Source organism: Aeromonas salmonicida, assembly GCF_028355655.1.
Lineage (GTDB): Bacteria > Pseudomonadota > Gammaproteobacteria > Enterobacterales > Aeromonadaceae > Aeromonas > Aeromonas salmonicida.
In genome coordinates this window covers 3,012,607-3,031,875 of record NZ_CP110645.1, presented here as the reverse complement: position 1 = coordinate 3,031,875, position 19,269 = coordinate 3,012,607, and the positions used below count along the sequence as shown (strand labels likewise).

Sequence of the window (19,269 nt, the reverse complement as noted above, 5' to 3'; positions counted from 1 at the left end):
ATGTGGGTGCGCGGATGAGCGCTGACACCTTGCAGGTCAGGGCACTTGCTTTGCCATGGCCTTTGGCCTGTGCGGCATCCTTCTGATAAGGGGAACTTTTTGGATTTTTTCTCTTAAGTAAAATGGGAATGTGCCGATAAATAGGGTAAGCGGCGTTAATGCGATGAAGCGTTAAAAATAATGCTAAAGACATCGAAAAAGAGGCCGTTAAATAAGACGCATCGGACAGGAAAGACAATAAAGTCCGAGCAAATTAGATAGTAAATTTAATAGCTTAGGAGAATGGTTATGGCACTTTATATCAATACGAACGTTTCATCGCTTAACGCCCAGCGTAACCTGATGAACACCAACAAATCTCTGGATACTTCTTACACCCGTCTGGCATCTGGTCTGCGCATCAACAGCGCAAAAGACGATGCGGCAGGTCTGCAAATATCCAACCGTTTGACCTCCCAGATCAATGGACTGGACCAGGGTAACCGTAACGCCAACGATGGTATTTCCGTTGCCCAGACCGCAGAAGGTGCCATGGATGAAGTGACCTCCATGCTGCAACGGATGCGGACCCTTGCTCAGCAATCTGCCAACGGTTCCAACAACACCGATGACCGTACCGCTTTGCAGCAAGAGTACACTCAGCTGATGACTGAAATCGACCGGGTGGCAAAAGACACCACCTTTGGTGGACAGAACTTGCTCAGTGGTGGCTATGTAGGCTCCTTCCAGGTTGGCGCTGATGCAGGTCAGACCATCACCTTCCGGATGACCACTGCCTTCACCATCTCGGGCATGGCATCTGCCACCAGTGGCAGTGCAACGGTCACGACGACGGCATCCGGCGAGCCTTACCTGGTTACCAAAAACCCGGGAACTGCAGTCACCTCTGCCAGCATGTCGTCCATCCAGGCGGCCAGTTCAGCCCAGTCAGCCATGGCTAACTTGGACTACATGATCAAGGTGGTGGACAGCAAGCGTGCGGAATTGGGTGCGGTACAGAACCGGTTTGACTCAACCATCCGCAACCAGGCGAACATCTCCGAGAACGTCAGTGCAGCTCGCTCACGTATTCGTGACGCAGACTTTGCGACCGAAACGGCCAACCTGACCAAGCAAAACATTTTGCAACAGGCGGCATCCACCATACTGTCGCAGGCAAACCAGCGTCCCCAGTCTGCACTCTCGTTGCTGCAGGGCTAACAAAAGAAAACAGGGCGGTTGTTCAGGCCGCCCTGGTCAAGAGATGGAACAAAGGGGTGTTCGGTTTGCACTCTGTTCTATCGGGAGAGAATCAATTCTCTATATTAGTAATGCCAAGTGTTGTACAGCTGTTCAGTTCTGTCACCCTTGGTCATATTCTCCTGAGCGTATGCTCATTTTAGGCCGGTTTTCCGGCCTCTTTTTATTGTGCCGTCAAATTGACGCCACTCGCCCATATCAAAGCACAAACCGTGCCAAAAGCAATTAACGCCTCTATCCGGCTCCTTGGCCAACTCTAGACCCCCTGGCTACTCTCCTGTCCTCTTCCCCTTTGCCGTCTGCCGGATAAAACTTGCCGCCTTCGGCAATTATTTTCCTAAAGCTTGTGTCCCTGCGGCCGCTAAATAAAGTGAAGCAATCGAGGGGTGTTCGGAATCCAACGCTTGCACTACTGCGGGTGGCCTGTTCGTTCAAACAGACACCCGCCAGAAGACACAGGATTGTTCAACCTGTTCTTCTAACGGTGGGACGTCGCTTTGTCGGCGCAACCCGCAGTCGCATGTTCTTCGGGAGAATATTTTTATGGCCATGTACATCAACACGAATACTTCATCACTGAACGCCCAGCGTAACCTGATGAACACCAACAAGTCCTTGGATACGTCCTATACCAGACTGGCATCCGGTCTGCGTATCAACACTGCTAAGGACGATGCAGCCGGTCTGCAGATCTCCAACCGTTTGACCTCACAAGTCAATGGTCTGGACCAAGGTAACCGCAACGCCAACGATGGTATCTCGGTTGCACAAACCGCTGAAGGCGCCATGGATGAAGTCACCTCCATGTTGCAGCGTATGCGTACCCTGGCCCAGCAATCAGCCAACGGTTCCAACAACACTGACGACCGTACTGCACTGCAGCAAGAGTTCGATCAGCTGACTACCGAAATTGACCGCATCTCCAGCGATACTACCTTTGGTGGCCAGAAATTGCTGGATGGTAACTACAAGGGTTCCTTCCAGGTTGGTGCCGATGCCGGTCAGACCATCACCTTCAAGATGACATCCGCGTTCACCATCAGCGGTATTGCGTCATCGACCAAGGGGAGTGCTACCGTTGCCACGAGTTCTACTGGCGAACCCTACACTGTGACCAAGGGCACCACGGCAGTGACCTCCACCAGTGTGAGCAGCATCACCACTGCCAGTGCCGCCCAACTGGCCATGGCCAACCTTGATTTCATGATCAAGGCCGTTGATAGCAAACGGGCAGAGCTGGGTGCGGTGCAAAACCGGTTTGACTCGACCATTCGCAACCAGTCCAACGTCTCTGAAAACCTGAGTGCAGCACGCTCTCGTATTCGCGACGCAGACTTTGCGACTGAAACAGCCAACCTGACCAAGCAGAACATTCTGCAACAGGCGGCCTCCAGCATCCTGGCGCAAGCCAACCAAAGACCGCAGTCTGCTCTGTCCCTGCTGGGTTAACAGGCAGTGATGAGATAGAAAGAGGAGCGACGATATGGCCAATGACATTGGAATACCCTCATCGGTCACTCCTTCTTCTCTTCAGTCAAGTAGCAAGAGCGGCCAATCGGCCGCTCAAGTGCTATCTGGCACGACGGAAGAGCAGCGGGTGATGGCACAGGATGTGAAGAAACAGCAAGAGGAGAAGGCACAAGCAAAAGCCAGCAAACAGGATATTTCTGAGGTTGATATTGAAAAGGAGGTCCAAAACTTGCAGGAGTTCAGTAAGTTGCAAGGATGGACTGTCAACTTCAGTGTCGAAAAGGATCTCGAGCAGGTTGTCATCAAGGTGATGGATGCCCACACCAAGTCTATGATCCGCCAGATCCCGAGCGAAGAGTTACTGGCCATCAGCAAACGGATCAAGGATCTGCGCGAAGGTGATGCGACCGGCGGAGGTTCCCGTGTCGGGCTGCTGCTCGATAACGAGATCTAATACGCAAGCATAACGAGGAGAGTGAGTATGACCACGATTACTTCTGCAGGTGCCGGCTCGGGACTCGATCTGGAGTCTGTGATTGCTGCCAGTGTGGATGCCAAAAAGGCACAACTGCTTCAGCCAATTACCACCAAGAAGACCAATGCTCAAATCACTCTCTCAGGTGTTGGGCAACTGAAATCAGCCATCGCTTCCTTTGTGACCACGCTCAAAGCGATGTCCAAGGATGATGCATTCAACAAACGCGCCATCAACATCACTCAGGACAAGGACAATCCCGTACTCAAGGTGGAGAGTAAAACGGGTGCCTCCAACGGGCAGTATGATATTAGTGTCAAAAAATTGGCAACTACCAGCAAGTTTGAAGGCGTGTTCGACAAGTCCACCGACCCTATGGTCACCCAGGACGGGAAACTGACCTTCAAGGCGGGTGACAAAACTTTTGATGTGGATGTCAAGGCGGGTGATACGCTGCAATCCATCCGCAAACGTATCAATAATGATGGCGATAACTTCGGTCTCAGCGTCAACATCATGAACACGTCCGATGGCAAGTCCAAACTTGTTATTGACTCCGGTGTCAGTGGTACTGGCAAGGACTTGCAGATAACTGGCAACACCACAGAGTTGACCGACAACTTCATTTCCAAATTGACCAAGAAACAAGATGCTCAGGATGCTGAGATTAGCGTGGACGGGAGTACGCTGACCAGTGCGACCAATACCTTTGATGGTACGATTCTCGGGCTCAAGGTAACAGTGTTGAGAGCGTCAGACAGCACGACAGATGGAACTACGACTACCTACAAATCGAGTAAGGTCGATGTGACTACTGACAAGGCTGGCATCAAGGACATGGTCAAGAGCTTCATCGATGGCTACAACGCCCTGGTGAAGAAGAGCGGTGATCTTGGCAAGCGTAGTTCAATTGTGGCCGGGGTCAGTCAAAATGATGGTGGTGCCTTGGCTGGCGATGCCACCACGCGCGCCGTGATAAATATGATGAATGGTGCCATCACTGAGCCCTCCAAAAACTCCTCCACGTTTTCAAGCATCTTTCAGCTGGGTGTCAAGATGGACAACAAGGGAGTGCTCTCCCTTGATAGTGAGAAATTCGATGAGGCAGTGGACAAGAATTTCGATCAGGTCGTGGCTCTGTTTGGTGGCAAGGATGGTGTGGCCGGCAAGATGGCCGGACAGCTGGAGAGTTACTCCAAGACTGGTGGCTTGCTTGCCAAGCGGGAAGATAGCCTGAATTCGGATCTGCGTGATGTCAATCGCAAGCAGTCAGATGTCTCTGCCCAGCTGACCAAGTACGAAGAGACACTGCGTGCCCGTTACGGGAGCTTGGATAGCATGCTGGCCAAGATGAACAAGTCGGCCTCATATTTGAACCTGCTCAATACCAAGAGCAGCTAATTTGTAGTCAGGATCGGTGTTTCATATGTATCGGAAAAATATCAAAGCCTATACCACCCAGAGTCTGCAATCCGAGCTGGCAGTGGCCGACCCTTATCGTGTCATTCAGCTACTGATGCAGGGATGTCTCGAACGTCTTGCTCAGGCGCGTGGCGCGATTGAGCGTCGCGACTTTGAGCACAAGTCTCTGTCCATCTCCAAAACGATGGCCATCATCAACGGTCTGCAGGACTCGCTGGATCTCTCTTATGGCAAGGTACCCGAGGATTTGTTCGCGCTTTATGATTACATGAAGGCCCGGATGATGGATGCCAGCCGCGATATGGATATCAGTGCGGTTGACGAGGTGATTAACTTGATGCTGACCGTAAAAAGCGGGTGGGATGCGATTCCCGTCGAAGAGCGCGACAAGGCGCTGGCACAGCAAAAAGTAGGCAGGGCGGAATGAACCGCCCCCCTCTTATTGTATTGATGGAAACCGGTAACCAGCTGTTGTCGCTGCTCGAGCAGCGCCAGCTGCAGGCGGCTGACAAGCTGGTAGAGCCTTATCTCGGTGCGCTTGATAGTGCGTTTCAACACATTCCATCGGGTGCTGTGCTTGATGCGGAGCACCGTCAGGCCTTGCAGCAGTTTCAAGCCATCCATGAGTGGGTGGGAAAAGAAAAACATCTTGCAGAAGAGGAGTTGCTGCAGTTTTCCAAGGCGGGTCGCGCATCTGATCTTTACAAGCTGAATGCAGGTTAGGCATATCATGGATTTTAATAAAAATATTGCCGATGTAGAAAATGAACTCTCTCGCCTCGAGCGGCAAAAAAAACAGGAAGCCGCCATGCTGGATGTGCTGCCTGTTCGTCATCAGCTCAATATGGCTGCTTTCGCAAAACACATGCCCGGCATTCATGATTATTTCAAAGATTACCAGCCCGTCCGGCCATTTCGTTTTTTCTGCAATGACAATGGTATTCCCAATATCTTGTGGCTTGATGATGGGGTGTCTCTCTATGGTGAGGACCCATTTGCCGAGGTACAGGCACAGATAGCAGAAGTGATCGATCAGAGTGTGTTGCAGTGCATTGATTTTATTCCTCAATGGCATATCGATGGCCAGATCCACATCAAATTTAATAATGAAATATCCAAGTTAAAAGAAAAGTCGGCCTTGGAAGGCTTGCGGTTGAACAGTGCCCTGCACTCAGATATTCCGTTGTCACTGATGTACGGGATCGGCTTGGGATACCAGCTGGGTTATCTCTATGAGCAGTGCAAGATCAGGAACCTGTTTGCCTTCGAGCCCGATCTCGATATGTTCTATGCCTCACTCTACTGTTTCGATTGGCATGAATTGTTCGAATATATGGAACGCGAGTCACTTAGCTTGCATCTGTTCATCGGTGTCGACGAACAACTGCTGGTAGCGGATATGATGGAAGCCCTCCATCGCAAGGGGGCATTTTGGTCGGCTAGCTACTTCTCTTTTTGCCATTACCATTCTCCCAAGCTGCACGCGCTGATAAATCAAGTAGAGAGCGAGTTTTACCTGCTCAAAACGGGCTGGGGCTTCTTTGACGACAATATCTACGCGCTGGCTCACAGCCATAATCATCTGCAAGAGGGAACCCCGTTCCTGAAGCGGCAACGTGATACATCGGCATTCAGCCAGGTGCCTGTGTTTGTTGTGGGCAATGGTCCTTCTCTGGATCAGAGCATTGACTTTATAAAGCAGCATCAGCAACAGGCTGTCATCATCGCCTGTGGTACGGCTGTCAGTGCGCTTCACAAGGCGGGCGTCAAGCCAGATATCTATGTGGCCGTAGAGCGTACCAAGAGTTCGGCAGATTTCCTGCGCATTCTTGATGCGGATGACTTTATCAAGGATACCGTCTTCCTGAGCGTTGATGTTATTCACCCCGAGTGCAAAGGATTCTTCCGCAAGACGGGATTGACGTTCAAACCCAATGAACCCATGTTTTCCATGCTGATCAGTGCCTTTGGTCAGGCATTTGAATATGACACCATTGAGTTTTCCAACCCGTTTGTGGGGAATACCGGACTCAACTATGCCGCTTTGCTGGGCTTCAAGCAGGTGTATCTATTTGGCATCGATAATGGCTACAAGTCGGCAGGCAAACACCACTCCAGTTTGAGCTTGTATTACAACGACAAGAAAGAAGCCAAATATAACGAGAATCTGAAAGATACCTTCCCGGCACCAGGCAATTTTGGTGGGGAGGTGCGTATCAATCATTTGTTTGGGCTCGCCATCCATAATATGGAGCGTGTGCTGAATAATTATCCTGATTTGCGCTGCATCAACAGCAGTGATGGGGCCTATATCGAGGGCGCCATACCTCAAGGTGTCGAATCCTTGCAGCCATCTTGGCCCGAACTGGATAAAGTACGATTGATGGATGAGGTGATGGATCGCTGTTTCCAGCCTTTCGACATGACCAGCATTGACTTCAATGCCGCGCTCAATGCATCGCTTTTCGATGAGCTGATAGATAAATTTCAAGCGGATTGGCAACAGGTTCCGCGTGAGCACAATGCCGTGTTGGCACTTATGCAACGACACCATGACTATCTTCTCTACTTGCTCATGAGCCGTGAATGCCATCTCTATCGTGTGATGATAGGCTCGATAAACTATTTCTATGCCAATATCATCAGCCTGATGATGGCCTTGGTAAATGCAGACTCTGACGAGTTTGAAATAAAGCTGAAAGAAGCTGAATCAATACTCGGGCGCTTCTTTGAGGAGAGCAAGGTCATGTATGCAGATGCATTCCAGCGGCAGGACTCCACCTACTTTGCTGGGCTCAATGTGTTCAAACATACCTGACCAGCAGGTAATGCCTTTCAGTGAAGAGATAGTTTTCAGACACAACAAGACGCCGGCGGATGCCGGCGTCTCTGTTTTCAATATCGTTGAGTTATTGCCAGTGGCTATTTTGCTTGCACGCGAGCGATGGCATTACATACCTGCTCCACGGCATTGAGCGCCCTCGGGGTGAAGCGGTGCAGTTCATCCGAGTTGATGAGTTGCAATCGTTGATGTTTGACTGCATCGACCATGGGCCATTGTTGCCAGTGACGTAAAGCGTCAGGATCCTGACTACCAGCCAGAATGAGCGCAGGGTCAGACTTGATCACCTGCTCCAAATTGACCTGAGGGTAAGGGGTTCTGGCGCCAGCCATCAGGTTCTCTGCACCGCACAGTTCGATGGCTTGGGCTGGCCATGCCGAGCCGCTGACGCTGGTCAGGGGCGGATACCAGAGCTGATAAAACACCTTGATATGGTTGGGCTGACCATAACGTTGCTTGAGCGCCGCCAATCTGGCGAGGTAGGCCTCGGCCTGAGTGTTCGCTGTCTGCTCCAGGTCCAGCAGTGCTCCCAGCGCCCGAATTTCGGTGGCCAGAGAGGCAAAATCCGTGGGCTCAGAGTAGAACACAGGGATCCCCAGCTGTTCGACAGGTGCCAGCATACGGGATTGGGCAGAGCGCCAGGCCACCACCAGATCCGGTTTCTGGGCCAGCAGGGCTTCAAGGTTGATGCTGCGGTAGTTGGCCACGTGCGGGCGATCGTTCACTTCTGGCGGAAAATCCGATGCATCATCGGTGGCGACGATGCGATCGCCTGCCCCGACGAGGAACAATAGCTCGGTCAAATGGGGGGTCAGACTGACGATGCGCATCGGTGTTGCAGCCTGCAGCGTTAGCGAACAGCAGAGCAGGCAAAGCAGGGCGAAATAGTTAGCCATGGAGTTGCTCCAGCACTGTGAGCAATGCGGCCAGTGCGAGCCAACCCCAGCCAATCAGTTGCAACCGGTTGAGTACGCGTAGCGCAGTGGCGGCGGCAGGGTCGCATGGTGCATCAAATACCGGGAAGCGAAACAGGGTGTCCTGATAATAGCGGGGGCCACCCAGCCGGATGCCAAGCGAGCTGGATAGCTGGGCGAGCAAGATGCCCATGGCGGGGTAGGGCCACTGAATGGCAGTGCGCATCCTGGCGCCCAGCTGGCGTAGTTGAGTCAGGCACAGGGGCAGTGTCAGCAGCAGTATGGCTGGGGTGCAGAGGGCCTGATAAAGCACGGCGGCGGCGCGGCCGAAGTGGCTGAATGTCGCTTGCTTGGGGCTCCAGCCCTGATCCATCAATTGGGCGAGTCGCCACAGCAGGGCACCCTGAACGCCTGCCAGTGCAAACCCGAGCAAGGGACCGGCCCATTGTCCTGCCAGGCGCAGTGCGCAGGTCTCGCTGACGGCCTTGGCAATCCCCATCACGGAGAGCTTGCCGGTATCGCGCCTGAGCCAGGGCGTTGCCTGCAGGCGGGCAACGATCAGCGTCTCCTGGCTTGCCAGAGAACGGGTTGCCTTGGCCAGCTCACGCAACGGACGGGACTCTATCATCAGCAACAGAAACAACAGGTCAAACAGCGGCTCGGAGAGGGAGAGGTTGCGCACAGCCCAGAGTCCGGCGGCGCATGGCAGCCAGACGACCAGCAGGGCCAGCAGGCCGGCCCGAAATTGTTGCTGGGGGGAGCCATCAGGGCGGTGAACCTTGTGGCCCAGGCGGGTCAGCAGGGGTACCAGGGCAGAGAGTCTGAACTGGGCAGGCCAGGGCAGTATGGCTTCCAGCAGCACGGCCCCGAGCAAAATGGCCGCCGGAGTGGCGGCCATGTGTTCCAGTGTGGCGAGGTCGATCACAGTTTGCCGAGCATCTTGATGATCATCTCGGCGGAATGCTGGCCCGCCACCTCGATGAAGGCGTCGAAGGATTCAACCTGTTCCTTGCCGGCGATGTCCGACATGGCGCGCACCACCAGATAGGGCACCTTGAACATGTGGCACACCTGGCCGATGGCGGCCCCTTCCATTTCGACCGCCAGCATCTGCGGGAAATCGGCACGGGCCTTGGCGATGGCGTCTGGTTTGCACATGAACTGATCACCGGTGCAGATGAGGCCAACTTTGGTTTGATGCTTGCCTTGCTCTGCGATGCAATCCTGCGCCACCGCGATCAGTTTCCCATCGCAGGGGAAGGCGGCAGGTTGCTGTGCCATCTGGCCCATCTCATAACCAAAGGCGGTCACGTCCACATCGTGAAAGCGCATCTCATCGGCGATGACCACATCACCGATGTGCAGATCCTGAGCGAAGCCACCAGCTGAGCCTGTGTTGATGACACAATCCGGGGAAAATTTTTCCAGCAGCAGGCTGGTGGCGACACTGGCGGCGACCTTACCGATGCCGGAGCGAGTCAGGATCACCTCTTTGCCTGCCAGCTTGCCTTGATAGAATTCGCAGCCGCCCAGTTGCAGCGTGGTTGGCTCGTTCATCTGGCTGCGTAGCAGGGCCACTTCCTGTTCCATGGCGCCGATAATACCTACTTTCATCACTCACCTCGTCTCGATGGCCGCACGGCCGAATAAGTTGTTGTGGATCATAACAAAAGTTGGTGATGGCGCCGAGCATTCAGATGACATGGGGGAAGATACGCTAGCGGTAATGCTCGACCAGGCTGGCCAGCTCCCCGCTGTTGGCGACTTGCTGCAGCGTGTTGGCAAACAGGCCAAGCCGCTCGGGCGAAGTCTGTTGGTAAAACAGGATATAAAAGGGCGTTTCCTCCATGACTGTCGGGAGTACGCGGATCTGGCTGGCGAGGTTGTGCTGGCGGATATCGAATTCAAAACCCGGTGAGCGGTAATAGACGAAACGTCCCCGTTTCATCAGCAGCTTGTGGTAATTGGCGGAGCTGCTGATCCCGCCGCTATCTATGATGAGACCGCCTATGGTTTGCAGCCGCTCTATGGCGCCGCTGCCATGATTGATAAGGATGGTGCCCTCCTTGCCGAGTGCTCTGACATCATCCCAGCCCTTGACCTCGACAGTGTCGTCGCTGCGCACCGCCAGGTGGTAGCGCACGGTAAACACAGGTGGTTGCAGATAGATGAACTGATGCCGACGCGCCGGGTTGTCGCCGACACCACAGATAAAATCGAGCTGGCCATGCCGCACGCTCTTCTCCAACCGCTTTAGCGGCAGGAAGGCTTGATCGCCCTGGATGCGCAGGGCGGGCTCTCGCTGCTCCATGAGACGAAACAGGTCGACGCAAATGCCGCCGATCCGGCCATCCGGGTTTCCAATGTACTTGGGCGCCGATTCCGGTTGCGCCGCCGTGTGATAAACCTCGGGGGAACTGGCTGCCCAGAGTGCAGGGGCAAGCAGGCAAAGCAGTGAGGCCACCCAGGATCTCATGTCATGCAGGCCCTTGATGAAGGATCGGGGAGATCCCGATGCCAGCTATGTCAGTATCGTCAACGAATGAGATATCAGGCTATTTATCAGCATGTTATCAACCCAAGGCGGTGTCGAGGGTCATCATCAGGGCAAAGCCGGCCATCAGGCCCAGAGTGGCGTGGGTCTGGTGACCATTACGGTGCGTTTCCGGGATCACCTCGTGGGAGACCACAAACAGCATGGCGCCTGCGGCCAGCCCCAGCCCTATAGGGTAGGCGATGGCCATGCCGCTGGAGAGGCCGACCCCAAGCAGGGCGCCGAGGGGTTCGAGCAAGCCGCTTGCTATGGCGACCAATACCGCAACCCAGGGTCTGAATCCGGCGGCGCACATGGCCAGCGCCACCGCCAGCCCTTCCGGAATGTCTTGCAGGGCGATGGCCGTGGTCAGCGGCAGTCCCACCGACATGTCCCCCTGAGAGAAGCTGACCCCGATGGCCATCCCCTCCGGCAGGTTGTGCAGGGCAATGGCAAACACGAACAGCCAGACCCGGGAGCACTGCTGGTGGCCTGGGCCGCAGGGGCCTGTCTTGTCGTGCTCATGGGGGGTGAACTGATCCAGCCCCAGCATCAGCAGTACCCCCAGGGTCATGCCGGCTACCACCACGGCAGCGGCGAGAAAGCCATCCCCTGTGATCCCTTCTGCTGCTTCGAGCCCCGGCAGCAGCAGGGAGAAGGCGCTGGCGGCCAGCATCATGCCGGCGGCAAAGCCCAGCATGGCGTCTTCCACTCGTTGTGGCACGGAACGCAAGAAGAGTGCCGGCAGGGCGCCGAGGGCGGTGGCGGCAAAGCCCGCTACTCCGCCGATGAGACCATAACGGACGCCTGTGCTCATATCGTCAGTCGCCAGCATGATGAGGCTCTGCAATAGCAGCAGCAAGACGGCGGCCAGCGCGATGAGCAGACCGAGGGCGGTCAGTGGGCGAGCCTGCACCTGCTCGCGCAGTTGGACTGACCAGGAGGAAACCGGCAGGGCCGACACGTTATCCATAAACTTGACCTCTCTACAGCAGATGAGGATGGCTTGTAACCATCCTGTGCATTACACCCAGCCTGACCAGCTTTGTCCATGCCCGCCCGTCGATTGTCTCCATCGGCTAACTATTTGAAATGATTTGGTCGCTATAAAAAGTGCGTGATGAAAGTCTGGTTATGGGGAAAAACAACTTGCTTTCTCGCCGATAAATCCGGTGAAGGAGTGAGCGGTTTTATGGTAAAGTGCCGCCCTCGCGAAACCCGCCCTTCCCTTGGTCTTTCGCAACGCCCCACCTCCCGGCAGGAATGCCCGGGTATCAGCTCATACGGATGTGATCGCCACAGTGCACCTGCTTGTCAGCAGTTGAGGATCACCAGCCACCATGTTTTATAAAAATCTGTCTATCGGCAAAAAGATTGCCGTGGTTTTTGCGGTCATTGCCGCCGTCAATGTGATATTCGGTATTTTCCTTTCCAGCGAGCTGCGCGGCGTGCGCGACCGCGTGCTGAACTTTACCGATTCCACCCTGCCGAGCGTGCTCTCGGTAGAAAAATTGCTCTACGACGTCTCCTATGTGCGTCGTGCCCAGTTTGCCCTGTTGATGGTTGACGATGCCGCCGATCTGCAGGCCCGTCGTGGCCGCATCCAGGACAATGTCCAGAAGGTCGAGCGTGCTTTTCGTGCCTACGAGGCAACGGTCGGCGCCGATCATGAGCGTCAGGTATTCAATCGTGCTAAGCAGGACTGGCAACAGTACCTGAACTCGGTCAATGCCGTTGATCAGATGCTGGTGCAAGGTCAGCCTGCCGAGGCCAAGGCGTTGCTATTCCAGTCAAACGCCGCCTATGGCGCCCTGGAGCAGTCGGTCAACAACCTGGTGGAGGTGAACCTCGGCTTCGTGAAAGAGAATCGGGGCAGCCTGCTCGACAGCGTCAACATGGTGACCAGTTTTGCCATGGTGAGCATCGGTGGCCTGCTGCTGTTCATGATGGCCATGACCTGGTTCCTGACTCGCCAGATCTGTTTGCCGCTGCACGCCGTCGTGGCGCAGGCCAACGCTATCGCCGCCGGTGACCTGACCCATCAGCTGGATCGTCAGCACATAGGTCGCGATGAGCTGGGTATGCTGGCCAAGGCATCCCTCAAGATGCAGGACAATTTGCGTGGTCTGATTGAAGAAGTGGTGGCTGCCGTGACTCAGCTTGGCGCCGCCATCGAAGAGGTGAGCGCCGTTTCCGAACAGTCGGCGCAAGGGATCCAGAGCCAGCAGCAGGAGATCTCTCTGGTCGCGACCGCCATGACCCAGATGAAGGCGACCGTGGCCGACGTGGCAGGCAACACAGAGACAGCTTCCGAATCTGCCAGCTCCGCCAACGCCCTGGCCCGTCGCGGCAATCAGGATGTGCAGAGCTCGCTGGTGGCCATTACCCGGGTTGCCGAGGAGATTGAACAGGCAGGGACCTTGGTCGCCGAGCTGGAGCGTGAATCTGCCCAGATCAATCTGGTGGTGGACGTGATCCGCGGCATCGCCGATCAGACCAACCTGCTGGCGCTCAACGCCGCCATCGAGGCGGCTCGTGCCGGTGAGCAGGGTCGTGGCTTTGCCGTGGTGGCCGATGAGGTACGCACTCTGGCGGGGCGTACCCAGGCATCCACCGGCGAGATAGTGGCCATCATAGAAACCTTGCAGGCACGTGCCAACCAGGCGAAAGAGGTGACAGGCCAAAGCTGTGACATGATCCGCCAGTGCGTGGTGCAGAGCGAGCAGACCAGCAACGGCATTCAGCAAATTGAAGAAGCGGTTGCCCAGATTGCCGACATGGCCATCCAGATTGCCAGTGCCTGTGGCGAGCAGGATGCTGTCTCCGATGAACTGGGTCGCAACGTGGAGCGGATCAATGAATCCTCCAACGAGGTTGCCATCGGCGCCGATCACACCGCCCGTGCCTGTCTGGAGCTGAGCCAGCTGGCCGCCGGCCTGAAGCAGACCATGGGTCGCTTCCGTCTGGCTTGATGACAGGAGGGCAGTGCCGGGTCGGCTCACGCTGAACTGGCACTGCCCCCGTTGGATTGATAACAAAACCCGGCTCATGCCGGGTTTTGTTATTTGGCAAAGACAGTACTGAAAAGGCCGGCACTCAGTGGATAAGCCCCCCGCTTGTGGCTGATTGAGCTAAGGCGGGCAGGCTGCAAAGGGGGAGGGGCTTGATATCGGTTGCAAGACACTTGCTGAGTGCATGTGTATAGCAAGCTTCCGGCTGAGGGTATGGTACGTGCCGGGCAGGATTGTTTTGCGGCTTTGCAGATAAATTGCTTTGCAATAGACATAAAAAAACCCGGCCTGGGCCGGGTTCAATGTGTGTGCGCTGCGGGTAACGGCTTACTTGGCCAGAGATTCCGGCAGGTTCTCACGGATCTTGCCGAGCATCTCTTTCAGGACACGCGGGTTGGCAACCACTATGTTGCCGGAGTTTTCGTAGTTGTGACCACCCACGAAGTCGGTGACGATGGCACCGGACTCTTTGGCCAGCAGTTCACCGGCTGCGGTATCCCAGGGCTTGAGGCCGATCTCCCAGAAACCATCGACGCGACCGGCGGCCACATAGGCCAGATCCAGTGCGGCAGAGCCGGAACGACGGATGTCGGCACATTCGATGAACATGCTCTGGAACATCTTCAGGTAGGGCTCGATATGATGCTTCTGCTTGAATGGGAAACCGGTGGCCAGAACGGTGCCAGCCAGCTCTTTGGCCTTGCCGACACGGATGCGGTAGCCGTTCAGCTGAGCGCCGTTACCACGGGTCGCGGTAAACAGCTCGTCACGGATGGGATCGTAGACGACGGCTTGTTCTGTCTTGCCCTTGACGCGCAGGGCGATAGAGACGGCAAAGTGCGGAATGCCCTTGACGAGGTTGGTCGTGCCATCCAGTGGGTCAATGATCCATTGGTAGTCCGGATTGGTACCGGCAATCTCACCAGACTCTTCAGCAATGATGCTGTGTTCCGGGTAAGATTTTTTGATGGTGTGAATGATGGCCGCTTCGGCGTCACGGTCAACGTTGGTCACGAAGTCATTGCTGCCTTTCTGGATGGCCTCGATGTTTTCGGGCTGGGAAAAGGCTTTTACTACTACTTGACCGGCGTTGCGCGCAGCGCGCACGGCGATATTCAGCATCGGATGCATAGGTTCACCACTGGATGTTAAAGAACGGGGGATAAAAGGACGCGGTATGATACCAGTCTTTTCGATAATGGCAACCGTTATACGCCTTCTCCCCGACCTTGGCGACTGCCAGATCTGACGGCTCCAATACAGACTCTTTTTGGTCTAGTCTTATGGCAGTAGCCGAATAACAGGCTGCATGAGCATAGGGATGTGGATCATGAATTTGTCATTAGTCAGTCAAAAACCGTCGGCAGCAACTACCCAGGGACTGCTTGCGGCGCTGAGAGCATCAACCGGATATGGCGCCTACTTCGACGAGGTGAATATTACCCAGCCATCGCAATGGCAGCCGGGTAAAGAGGAGGCGGCCATTCTGCTGCTCGATGGCGATACTGTCTGGCCCGAGTTCGGTTGGCAGCGAAGTGGCGATAGCTTCGGCTTGCCGGTATTGCCGCTGCTGATGCACAGGGGGGATGATTCCCTCACCATTCAGGGGCCGGATGTACGGGATCCCCGTTTTTATTTTGTCTCCAATGGCATAGCGCTGGCCGAGTCTGAACTGGCTGATCCCGCCTGCAGCCGGGTGCTATTAAACAAGCTTGAGTCCTACTTTCCGCTGCTGTCCCGCCTAATTCTGCTGCGCCAGCGCCAACCCATGGGGTTGTGCAGCTAACCTGGCGTCCTCTTTTATCGGGCTGTTCAAGCGGCGCAATATTTGTCATAACTGGCCGATATTGTGCCGCTGCTGCGAGATGCGCAGCCCACATCCAAGTTGTCTTGCTGCATGTGCACATAACACCAACCCGGATCCGGCATAAATGGGCCGAGGTTAGCCTCTGCGCCCGGGCCTGAATCACAAGGAGTCCATGATGATCGATTTTTATACCGCAGCCACCCCCAATGGTTTCAAGGTGGCGATTGCCCTCGAAGAGCTGGGATTGCCCTATCGGGTGATCCCGCTCGATTTGTCGGCGCTGGATCAGAAAAAGCCCGAGTTTCTGGCCATCAACCCCAATGGTCGCATCCCGGCCATCGTCGATCGGGATAACGGCGATTTCGCGGTGTTCGAGTCCGGCGCCATCCTGCTCTATCTGGCAGAGAAGGCAGGCAAGCTGTTGCCGCAGGATCCCAAGCGTCGCTCCCAGGCCATCCAGTGGTTGATGTTCCAGATGGGCGGTGTCGGTCCCATGATGGGGCAGGCCAACGTCTTCTATCGCTATTTCCCGGAGAAGATCCCGGCCGCCATCGAGCGCTATCAGAAAGAGGGGCGTCGCCTGTTCGAAGTGCTCGACACCCATCTGGCGGAGCACGAGTATCTGGCGGATGAGTACAGCATCGCCGATATCGCCACCTGGCCCTGGGTGCGCATCTATGACTGGAGCGGTATCTCCATCGACGGGTTGACCCATCTGCAAGCCTGGATGGCGCGTATGGCGGCTCGCCCCGCGTGCCAGAAAGGGATTGCCATACCGCCGCGCAACGAGGACCCGGCCGATCTGGTCAAGCAAGCCCAGCAGATGGTGACTCGCTAAGCTGACAAGATGGCCCCGTGACGGGGCCATCTTTTTCTCGCTTCTCCGCCTTGTTTTTACATCACCCCGCCACATCATCCATGCCCTTTGAGAAGGGGCGTCTGGCCCCACTATTTACTCCCCACAAACGAGTGACTCATCAAGAGTGGAAAGTCATTCTGCCTGATTAATTGTTATGTTATAACGAAAGCCTTTCGGTTGATGACAATGATTATTCGGATGGAGACGATGACAAAAAAATACGCCTATTCAGGATGGTGTGCCCTGGCGTTGCTGGCAGGCATGAGTGCTGGTGCCCATGGCAAGCCGCTGACCATGGTGGGACCATGGGAAATCCACAGTATCGACCCGGCCAGCAACGGTGTCTTTTTTACCCGTTTGCAGGTAGCAGAGACCCTGGTCGACGTTGACAGCCAGGGAGGCTTGCAGCCGGGGCTGGCCAGTGATTGGTCCCGCTCAGAGGATGGCTTGCAGTGGCGATTCACACTGCGCCCCCACGCCCATTTTCACGATGACAGCAAGGTGAATGCCGAGCAGGCTGCGTTTGCGTTGCAACAGGCCTGGCGCAAACCAGGGGTACTGACCAGCGCACCGATTGTCGCTATTGAGGCCAAAGAGGGGGCGCTGCTTGTCACCCTTGCCCATCCCTTCGCCTCGCTGGCGGCTGTGCTGGCCCATCCCAGTACCCAGGTCCTGGCCAGGGGGGCCTATGACGACAAGGGGGAGGTGACGCAGGTGATTGGATCCGGCCCCTATCGCATTACCCGTTTGCAGCAGCCTCAGCGGATCGAAACAGCGCGTTTTGACCGCTGGGATGGTCCAAAGGCCGCCATTGAGCAGGTCAGCTACCTGACGGTCGGCCGCGCCGAGAGCCGTACCCTGATGGCAGAGAGTGGTCAGGCCGACATCGTATGGGGGCTGGATCCGGTCAGCATACGCCGCTTGCAACAAGCGCCCAGGGTGAGCATCGCCTCTGTGACCTTGCCACGCACCATACAGCTCAAACTCAATGGGGCCGATCCACGCCTGAGCGATCCGGCCGTGCGGCGTGCGCTCAGTCTGGCCATCAACCGCAGCGGCATGGCGGCAGCCCTGCTTCGGGATCCCGAGATGGCGGCGACCCAGCTCTTTCCTCCCAGTCTGAAGGAATGGCATCAGCCCGGCTTGACACCGCTTGCCTATGACGTGCAGGCGGCGCAAGCGGCCTTTGCTGCGGTAGGCTGGCAGAAGGGGGCAGATGGCGTGCTGCACAAGGGGAAGGAGCGCTTCACTCTGACTCTGCGCACCTTCCCGGATCGCCCCGAGTTGCCTCAGCTGGCGACGGCGTTGCAGGCTCAGTGGAAGGAAGTGGGTGTCGAGCTCAAGGTGGCGGTGGGCAACTCGAGCGAGATCCCGGCAGGTCATCAGGATGGCTCGCTCCAGCTCGGTCTTTATGCCCGCAACTATGCGCTGGTGCCAGATCCGCTGGTGACCCTGCTGGGGGACCTGGCCCCTGCCGGTGCTGACTGGGGGGTAATGAACTGGCAATCCCCTGTACTGACAGCTCAACTGGCGCGGCTTGGTCGTGAAGCCTTGCCCACGCAAGAGGCCGCCATGCTGAGGCGCGACATCGCCGCTACCTTGCAACAGGAGTTGCCGCTGCTGCCCATTGCCTGGTATCGCCAGAGTGCAGCCGTCAGCCGCCAGCTCAAGGGTTTTGAACTGGATCCCCAAGAGCGCAGTTATTACCTGACCAGGCTGACTTGGGGTGCGCAATGACAGGCTTGCCCTTGTCTGCTGTCGTGGGCGTCCTGAGTCAGCGCTTGGTACAGGCACTGATGGTGGCGCTGCTGGTGGCCGGGCTCTGTTTTCTGATGGTGCAATCCCTGCCCGGGGATATCGCCTTTCGCATCGCCGCCGGTCGCTACGGCTATGACTATGTCACCGCAGAGGCGGCGAGCGCTGTACGTCATGAGTTGGGGCTGGCCGAGTCGGCCCTGTCCCGCTTCGGCGACTGGCTTGCCGCCTTGCTCCAGGGGGATCTGGGCAGCTCGCTGGTCACCGGGGCTCCGGTCGTCAATGAGATTGGTCATCATCTGGGGGCGACTTTGTCGCTGGCACTGGCCGCCGTTGTGCTGGCCCTGTTGCTGGCGCTGCCCCTTGGCAGCCTGAGCGCCTTGCGTCCGGGGGGGCTCTGCGATCGGCTGACTCTGGCCTGGAGCGTACTGATGCGGGCACTGCCGCCCTTTCTGCTGGGTCTGGTGCTGATGGTGCTGCTCTCGGTGGAGCTGGGCTGGTTCAGTGCCGCCGGGCACGGGGAGGGACACAACCTCTGGCTGCCCGCCCTTACCCTGGGGCTCGGCCTGTCCGGCGTGCTGGCCAGGGTCGTGCGAGAAAGCGTGCTCACTGTCGTGCAGTCCGATTATTACCGCTTTGCCCTCACCAAGGGGCTGTCGCCAGCACGGGTATTTCTGCGCCACGGATTGCGCAATACCGGAGTCAGCGTCATTGCCTACACCAGCGTACAGCTGGTGCTCCTGATTGAAGGTGTGGTGGTGGTCGAGAGTCTGTTTGCCTGGCCCGGCATCGGCCATGCGCTGGTGCATGCCATCTTCTGGCGCGACGTGCCCATGGTGCAGGGCACAGTGCTGGTGCTGGCTGCGCTGTTTGTGCTGCTCAATACCCTGACCGATCTGCTCTGCCTCGCCATTGATCCTCGTGGTCCCAAGGAGTCTTGAT

18 protein-coding genes are annotated in these 19,269 nt (G+C 56.3%); 12 read left to right on the top strand and 6 right to left on the bottom strand.

Annotated features, from left to right (window positions below):
* Nucleotides 1-288 precede the first annotated feature (288 nt).
* From flaA to ONZ54_RS14210, 7 genes are all read left to right on the top strand, one after another.
* Entirely contained in the window at nt 289-1,200 is a 912-nt protein-coding gene (flaA, locus tag ONZ54_RS14240) for a flagellin A (protein ID WP_096118487.1), read from the top strand.
* Nucleotides 1,201-1,782: 582 nt separating this feature from the next.
* Entirely contained in the window at nt 1,783-2,688 is a 906-nt protein-coding gene (gene flaB / locus ONZ54_RS14235; protein ID WP_087755942.1) for a flagellin B, read from the top strand.
* A 34-nt stretch (nt 2,689-2,722) separates the two neighbouring features.
* Nucleotides 2,723-3,163: a flagellar protein FlaG gene (locus ONZ54_RS14230; RefSeq protein ID WP_011898878.1), complete on the top strand. Its 441-nt coding sequence runs from the start codon at nt 2,723-2,725 to the stop codon at nt 3,161-3,163.
* Between the two features lie 27 nt (nt 3,164-3,190).
* Nucleotides 3,191-4,585, top strand: coding sequence for a flagellar filament capping protein FliD (gene fliD / locus ONZ54_RS14225; protein ID WP_017413037.1), 1,395 nt, complete (start codon nt 3,191-3,193; stop codon nt 4,583-4,585).
* Nucleotides 4,586-4,610: 25 nt separating this feature from the next.
* The gene (fliS, locus tag ONZ54_RS14220; RefSeq protein WP_005310311.1) at nt 4,611-5,033 is read left to right on the top strand and encodes a flagellar export chaperone FliS; all 423 of its coding nucleotides are present in this window, start codon (nt 4,611-4,613) and stop codon (nt 5,031-5,033) included.
* On the top strand, nt 5,030-5,329 hold the full coding sequence (locus ONZ54_RS14215; protein ID WP_271786480.1) for a hypothetical protein: 300 nt from the start codon (nt 5,030-5,032) through the stop codon (nt 5,327-5,329). The genes fliS and ONZ54_RS14215 overlap by 4 nt, the downstream gene beginning before the upstream one ends.
* Nucleotides 5,330-5,336: 7 nt before the next feature.
* A complete protein-coding gene (locus tag ONZ54_RS14210; RefSeq protein WP_271786479.1) occupies nt 5,337-7,424 on the top strand; it encodes a motility associated factor glycosyltransferase family protein in 2,088 nt (695 codons plus the stop codon).
* 104 nt (nt 7,425-7,528) lie between these two features.
* On the opposite strand, the gene ONZ54_RS14205 is transcribed toward ONZ54_RS14210, so the two are convergent.
* From ONZ54_RS14205 to ONZ54_RS14185, 5 genes are all read right to left on the bottom strand, one after another.
* Nucleotides 7,529-8,344, bottom strand: coding sequence for a cobalamin-binding protein (locus tag ONZ54_RS14205; RefSeq protein ID WP_271786478.1), 816 nt, complete (start codon nt 8,342-8,344; stop codon nt 7,529-7,531).
* Nucleotides 8,337-9,287 carry a cobalamin biosynthesis protein CobD/CbiB gene (locus tag ONZ54_RS14200; protein WP_271786477.1) on the bottom strand — a complete coding sequence of 317 codons (951 nt, stop codon included), beginning with the start codon at nt 9,285-9,287 and terminating at the stop codon, nt 8,337-8,339. The genes ONZ54_RS14205 and ONZ54_RS14200 overlap by 8 nt, the downstream gene beginning before the upstream one ends.
* Entirely contained in the window at nt 9,284-9,976 is a 693-nt protein-coding gene (gene mtnN, locus ONZ54_RS14195; RefSeq protein ID WP_271786476.1) for a 5'-methylthioadenosine/S-adenosylhomocysteine nucleosidase, read from the bottom strand. The genes ONZ54_RS14200 and mtnN overlap by 4 nt, the downstream gene beginning before the upstream one ends.
* A 103-nt stretch (nt 9,977-10,079) precedes the next feature.
* Complete coding sequence (locus ONZ54_RS14190; protein WP_011898876.1) at nt 10,080-10,838, bottom strand: substrate-binding periplasmic protein; 759 nt, start codon at nt 10,836-10,838, stop codon at nt 10,080-10,082.
* Nucleotides 10,839-10,935: 97 nt separating this feature from the next.
* Nucleotides 10,936-11,868, bottom strand: coding sequence for a ZIP family metal transporter (locus ONZ54_RS14185; protein WP_058394724.1), 933 nt, complete (start codon nt 11,866-11,868; stop codon nt 10,936-10,938).
* A 367-nt stretch (nt 11,869-12,235) separates the two neighbouring features.
* On the opposite strand from ONZ54_RS14185, the gene ONZ54_RS14180 reads away from it, so the two are divergent.
* Nucleotides 12,236-13,867, top strand: coding sequence for a methyl-accepting chemotaxis protein (locus ONZ54_RS14180; RefSeq protein WP_059168972.1), 1,632 nt, complete (start codon nt 12,236-12,238; stop codon nt 13,865-13,867).
* A 366-nt stretch (nt 13,868-14,233) separates the two neighbouring features.
* On the opposite strand, the gene suhB is transcribed toward ONZ54_RS14180, so the two are convergent.
* Complete coding sequence (gene suhB / locus ONZ54_RS14175) at nt 14,234-15,037, bottom strand: inositol-1-monophosphatase (protein ID WP_005310327.1); 804 nt, start codon at nt 15,035-15,037, stop codon at nt 14,234-14,236.
* A gap of 199 nt (nt 15,038-15,236) precedes the next feature.
* Here suhB and ONZ54_RS14170 point away from each other — a divergent pair, with 199 nt between their 5' ends.
* The 4 genes from ONZ54_RS14170 (at nt 15,237) to ONZ54_RS14155 (ending at nt 19,268) form a co-directional block, all read left to right on the top strand.
* Nucleotides 15,237-15,692: a hypothetical protein gene (locus tag ONZ54_RS14170; RefSeq protein WP_011898874.1), complete on the top strand. Its 456-nt coding sequence runs from the start codon at nt 15,237-15,239 to the stop codon at nt 15,690-15,692.
* A 196-nt stretch (nt 15,693-15,888) separates the two neighbouring features.
* Nucleotides 15,889-16,551 carry a glutathione S-transferase family protein gene (locus tag ONZ54_RS14165; RefSeq protein WP_021139807.1) on the top strand — a complete coding sequence of 221 codons (663 nt, stop codon included), beginning with the start codon at nt 15,889-15,891 and terminating at the stop codon, nt 16,549-16,551.
* Nucleotides 16,552-16,779: 228 nt separating this feature from the next.
* Nucleotides 16,780-18,309 (top strand): ABC transporter substrate-binding protein, encoded by a 1,530-nt coding sequence (locus ONZ54_RS14160; protein ID WP_271786475.1) that lies wholly within the window; start codon nt 16,780-16,782, stop codon nt 18,307-18,309.
* Nucleotides 18,306-19,268: an ABC transporter permease gene (locus tag ONZ54_RS14155; RefSeq protein ID WP_334312708.1), complete on the top strand. Its 963-nt coding sequence runs from the start codon at nt 18,306-18,308 to the stop codon at nt 19,266-19,268. Before ONZ54_RS14160 ends, ONZ54_RS14155 begins: the two co-directional genes overlap by 4 nt.
* The last annotated feature ends 1 nt before the right edge of the window (nt 19,269 follow it).

Coding starts and splice junctions, on each gene's coding strand:
- ONZ54_RS14215 (WP_271786480.1), top strand. CDS start 5,030: ATGAACCGCCCCCCTCTTATTGTATTGATGGAAACCGGTAACCAGCTG.
- ONZ54_RS14155 (WP_334312708.1), top strand. CDS start 18,306: ATGACAGGCTTGCCCTTGTCTGCTGTCGTGGGCGTCCTGAGTCAGCGC.
- ONZ54_RS14190 (WP_011898876.1), bottom strand. CDS start 10,838: ATGAGATCCTGGGTGGCCTCACTGCTTTGCCTGCTTGCCCCTGCACTC.
- ONZ54_RS14160 (WP_271786475.1), top strand. CDS start 16,780: ATGACAAAAAAATACGCCTATTCAGGATGGTGTGCCCTGGCGTTGCTG.
- flaA (WP_096118487.1), top strand. CDS start 289: ATGGCACTTTATATCAATACGAACGTTTCATCGCTTAACGCCCAGCGT.
- ONZ54_RS14180 (WP_059168972.1), top strand. CDS start 12,236: ATGTTTTATAAAAATCTGTCTATCGGCAAAAAGATTGCCGTGGTTTTT.
- ONZ54_RS14165 (WP_021139807.1), top strand. CDS start 15,889: ATGATCGATTTTTATACCGCAGCCACCCCCAATGGTTTCAAGGTGGCG.
- mtnN (WP_271786476.1), bottom strand. CDS start 9,976: ATGAAAGTAGGTATTATCGGCGCCATGGAACAGGAAGTGGCCCTGCTA.
- ONZ54_RS14170 (WP_011898874.1), top strand. CDS start 15,237: ATGAATTTGTCATTAGTCAGTCAAAAACCGTCGGCAGCAACTACCCAG.
- ONZ54_RS14205 (WP_271786478.1), bottom strand. CDS start 8,344: ATGGCTAACTATTTCGCCCTGCTTTGCCTGCTCTGCTGTTCGCTAACG.
- suhB (WP_005310327.1), bottom strand. CDS start 15,037: ATGCATCCGATGCTGAATATCGCCGTGCGCGCTGCGCGCAACGCCGGT.
- ONZ54_RS14210 (WP_271786479.1), top strand. CDS start 5,337: ATGGATTTTAATAAAAATATTGCCGATGTAGAAAATGAACTCTCTCGC.
- fliD (WP_017413037.1), top strand. CDS start 3,191: ATGACCACGATTACTTCTGCAGGTGCCGGCTCGGGACTCGATCTGGAG.
- fliS (WP_005310311.1), top strand. CDS start 4,611: ATGTATCGGAAAAATATCAAAGCCTATACCACCCAGAGTCTGCAATCC.
- ONZ54_RS14185 (WP_058394724.1), bottom strand. CDS start 11,868: ATGGATAACGTGTCGGCCCTGCCGGTTTCCTCCTGGTCAGTCCAACTG.
- ONZ54_RS14230 (WP_011898878.1), top strand. CDS start 2,723: ATGGCCAATGACATTGGAATACCCTCATCGGTCACTCCTTCTTCTCTT.
- flaB (WP_087755942.1), top strand. CDS start 1,783: ATGGCCATGTACATCAACACGAATACTTCATCACTGAACGCCCAGCGT.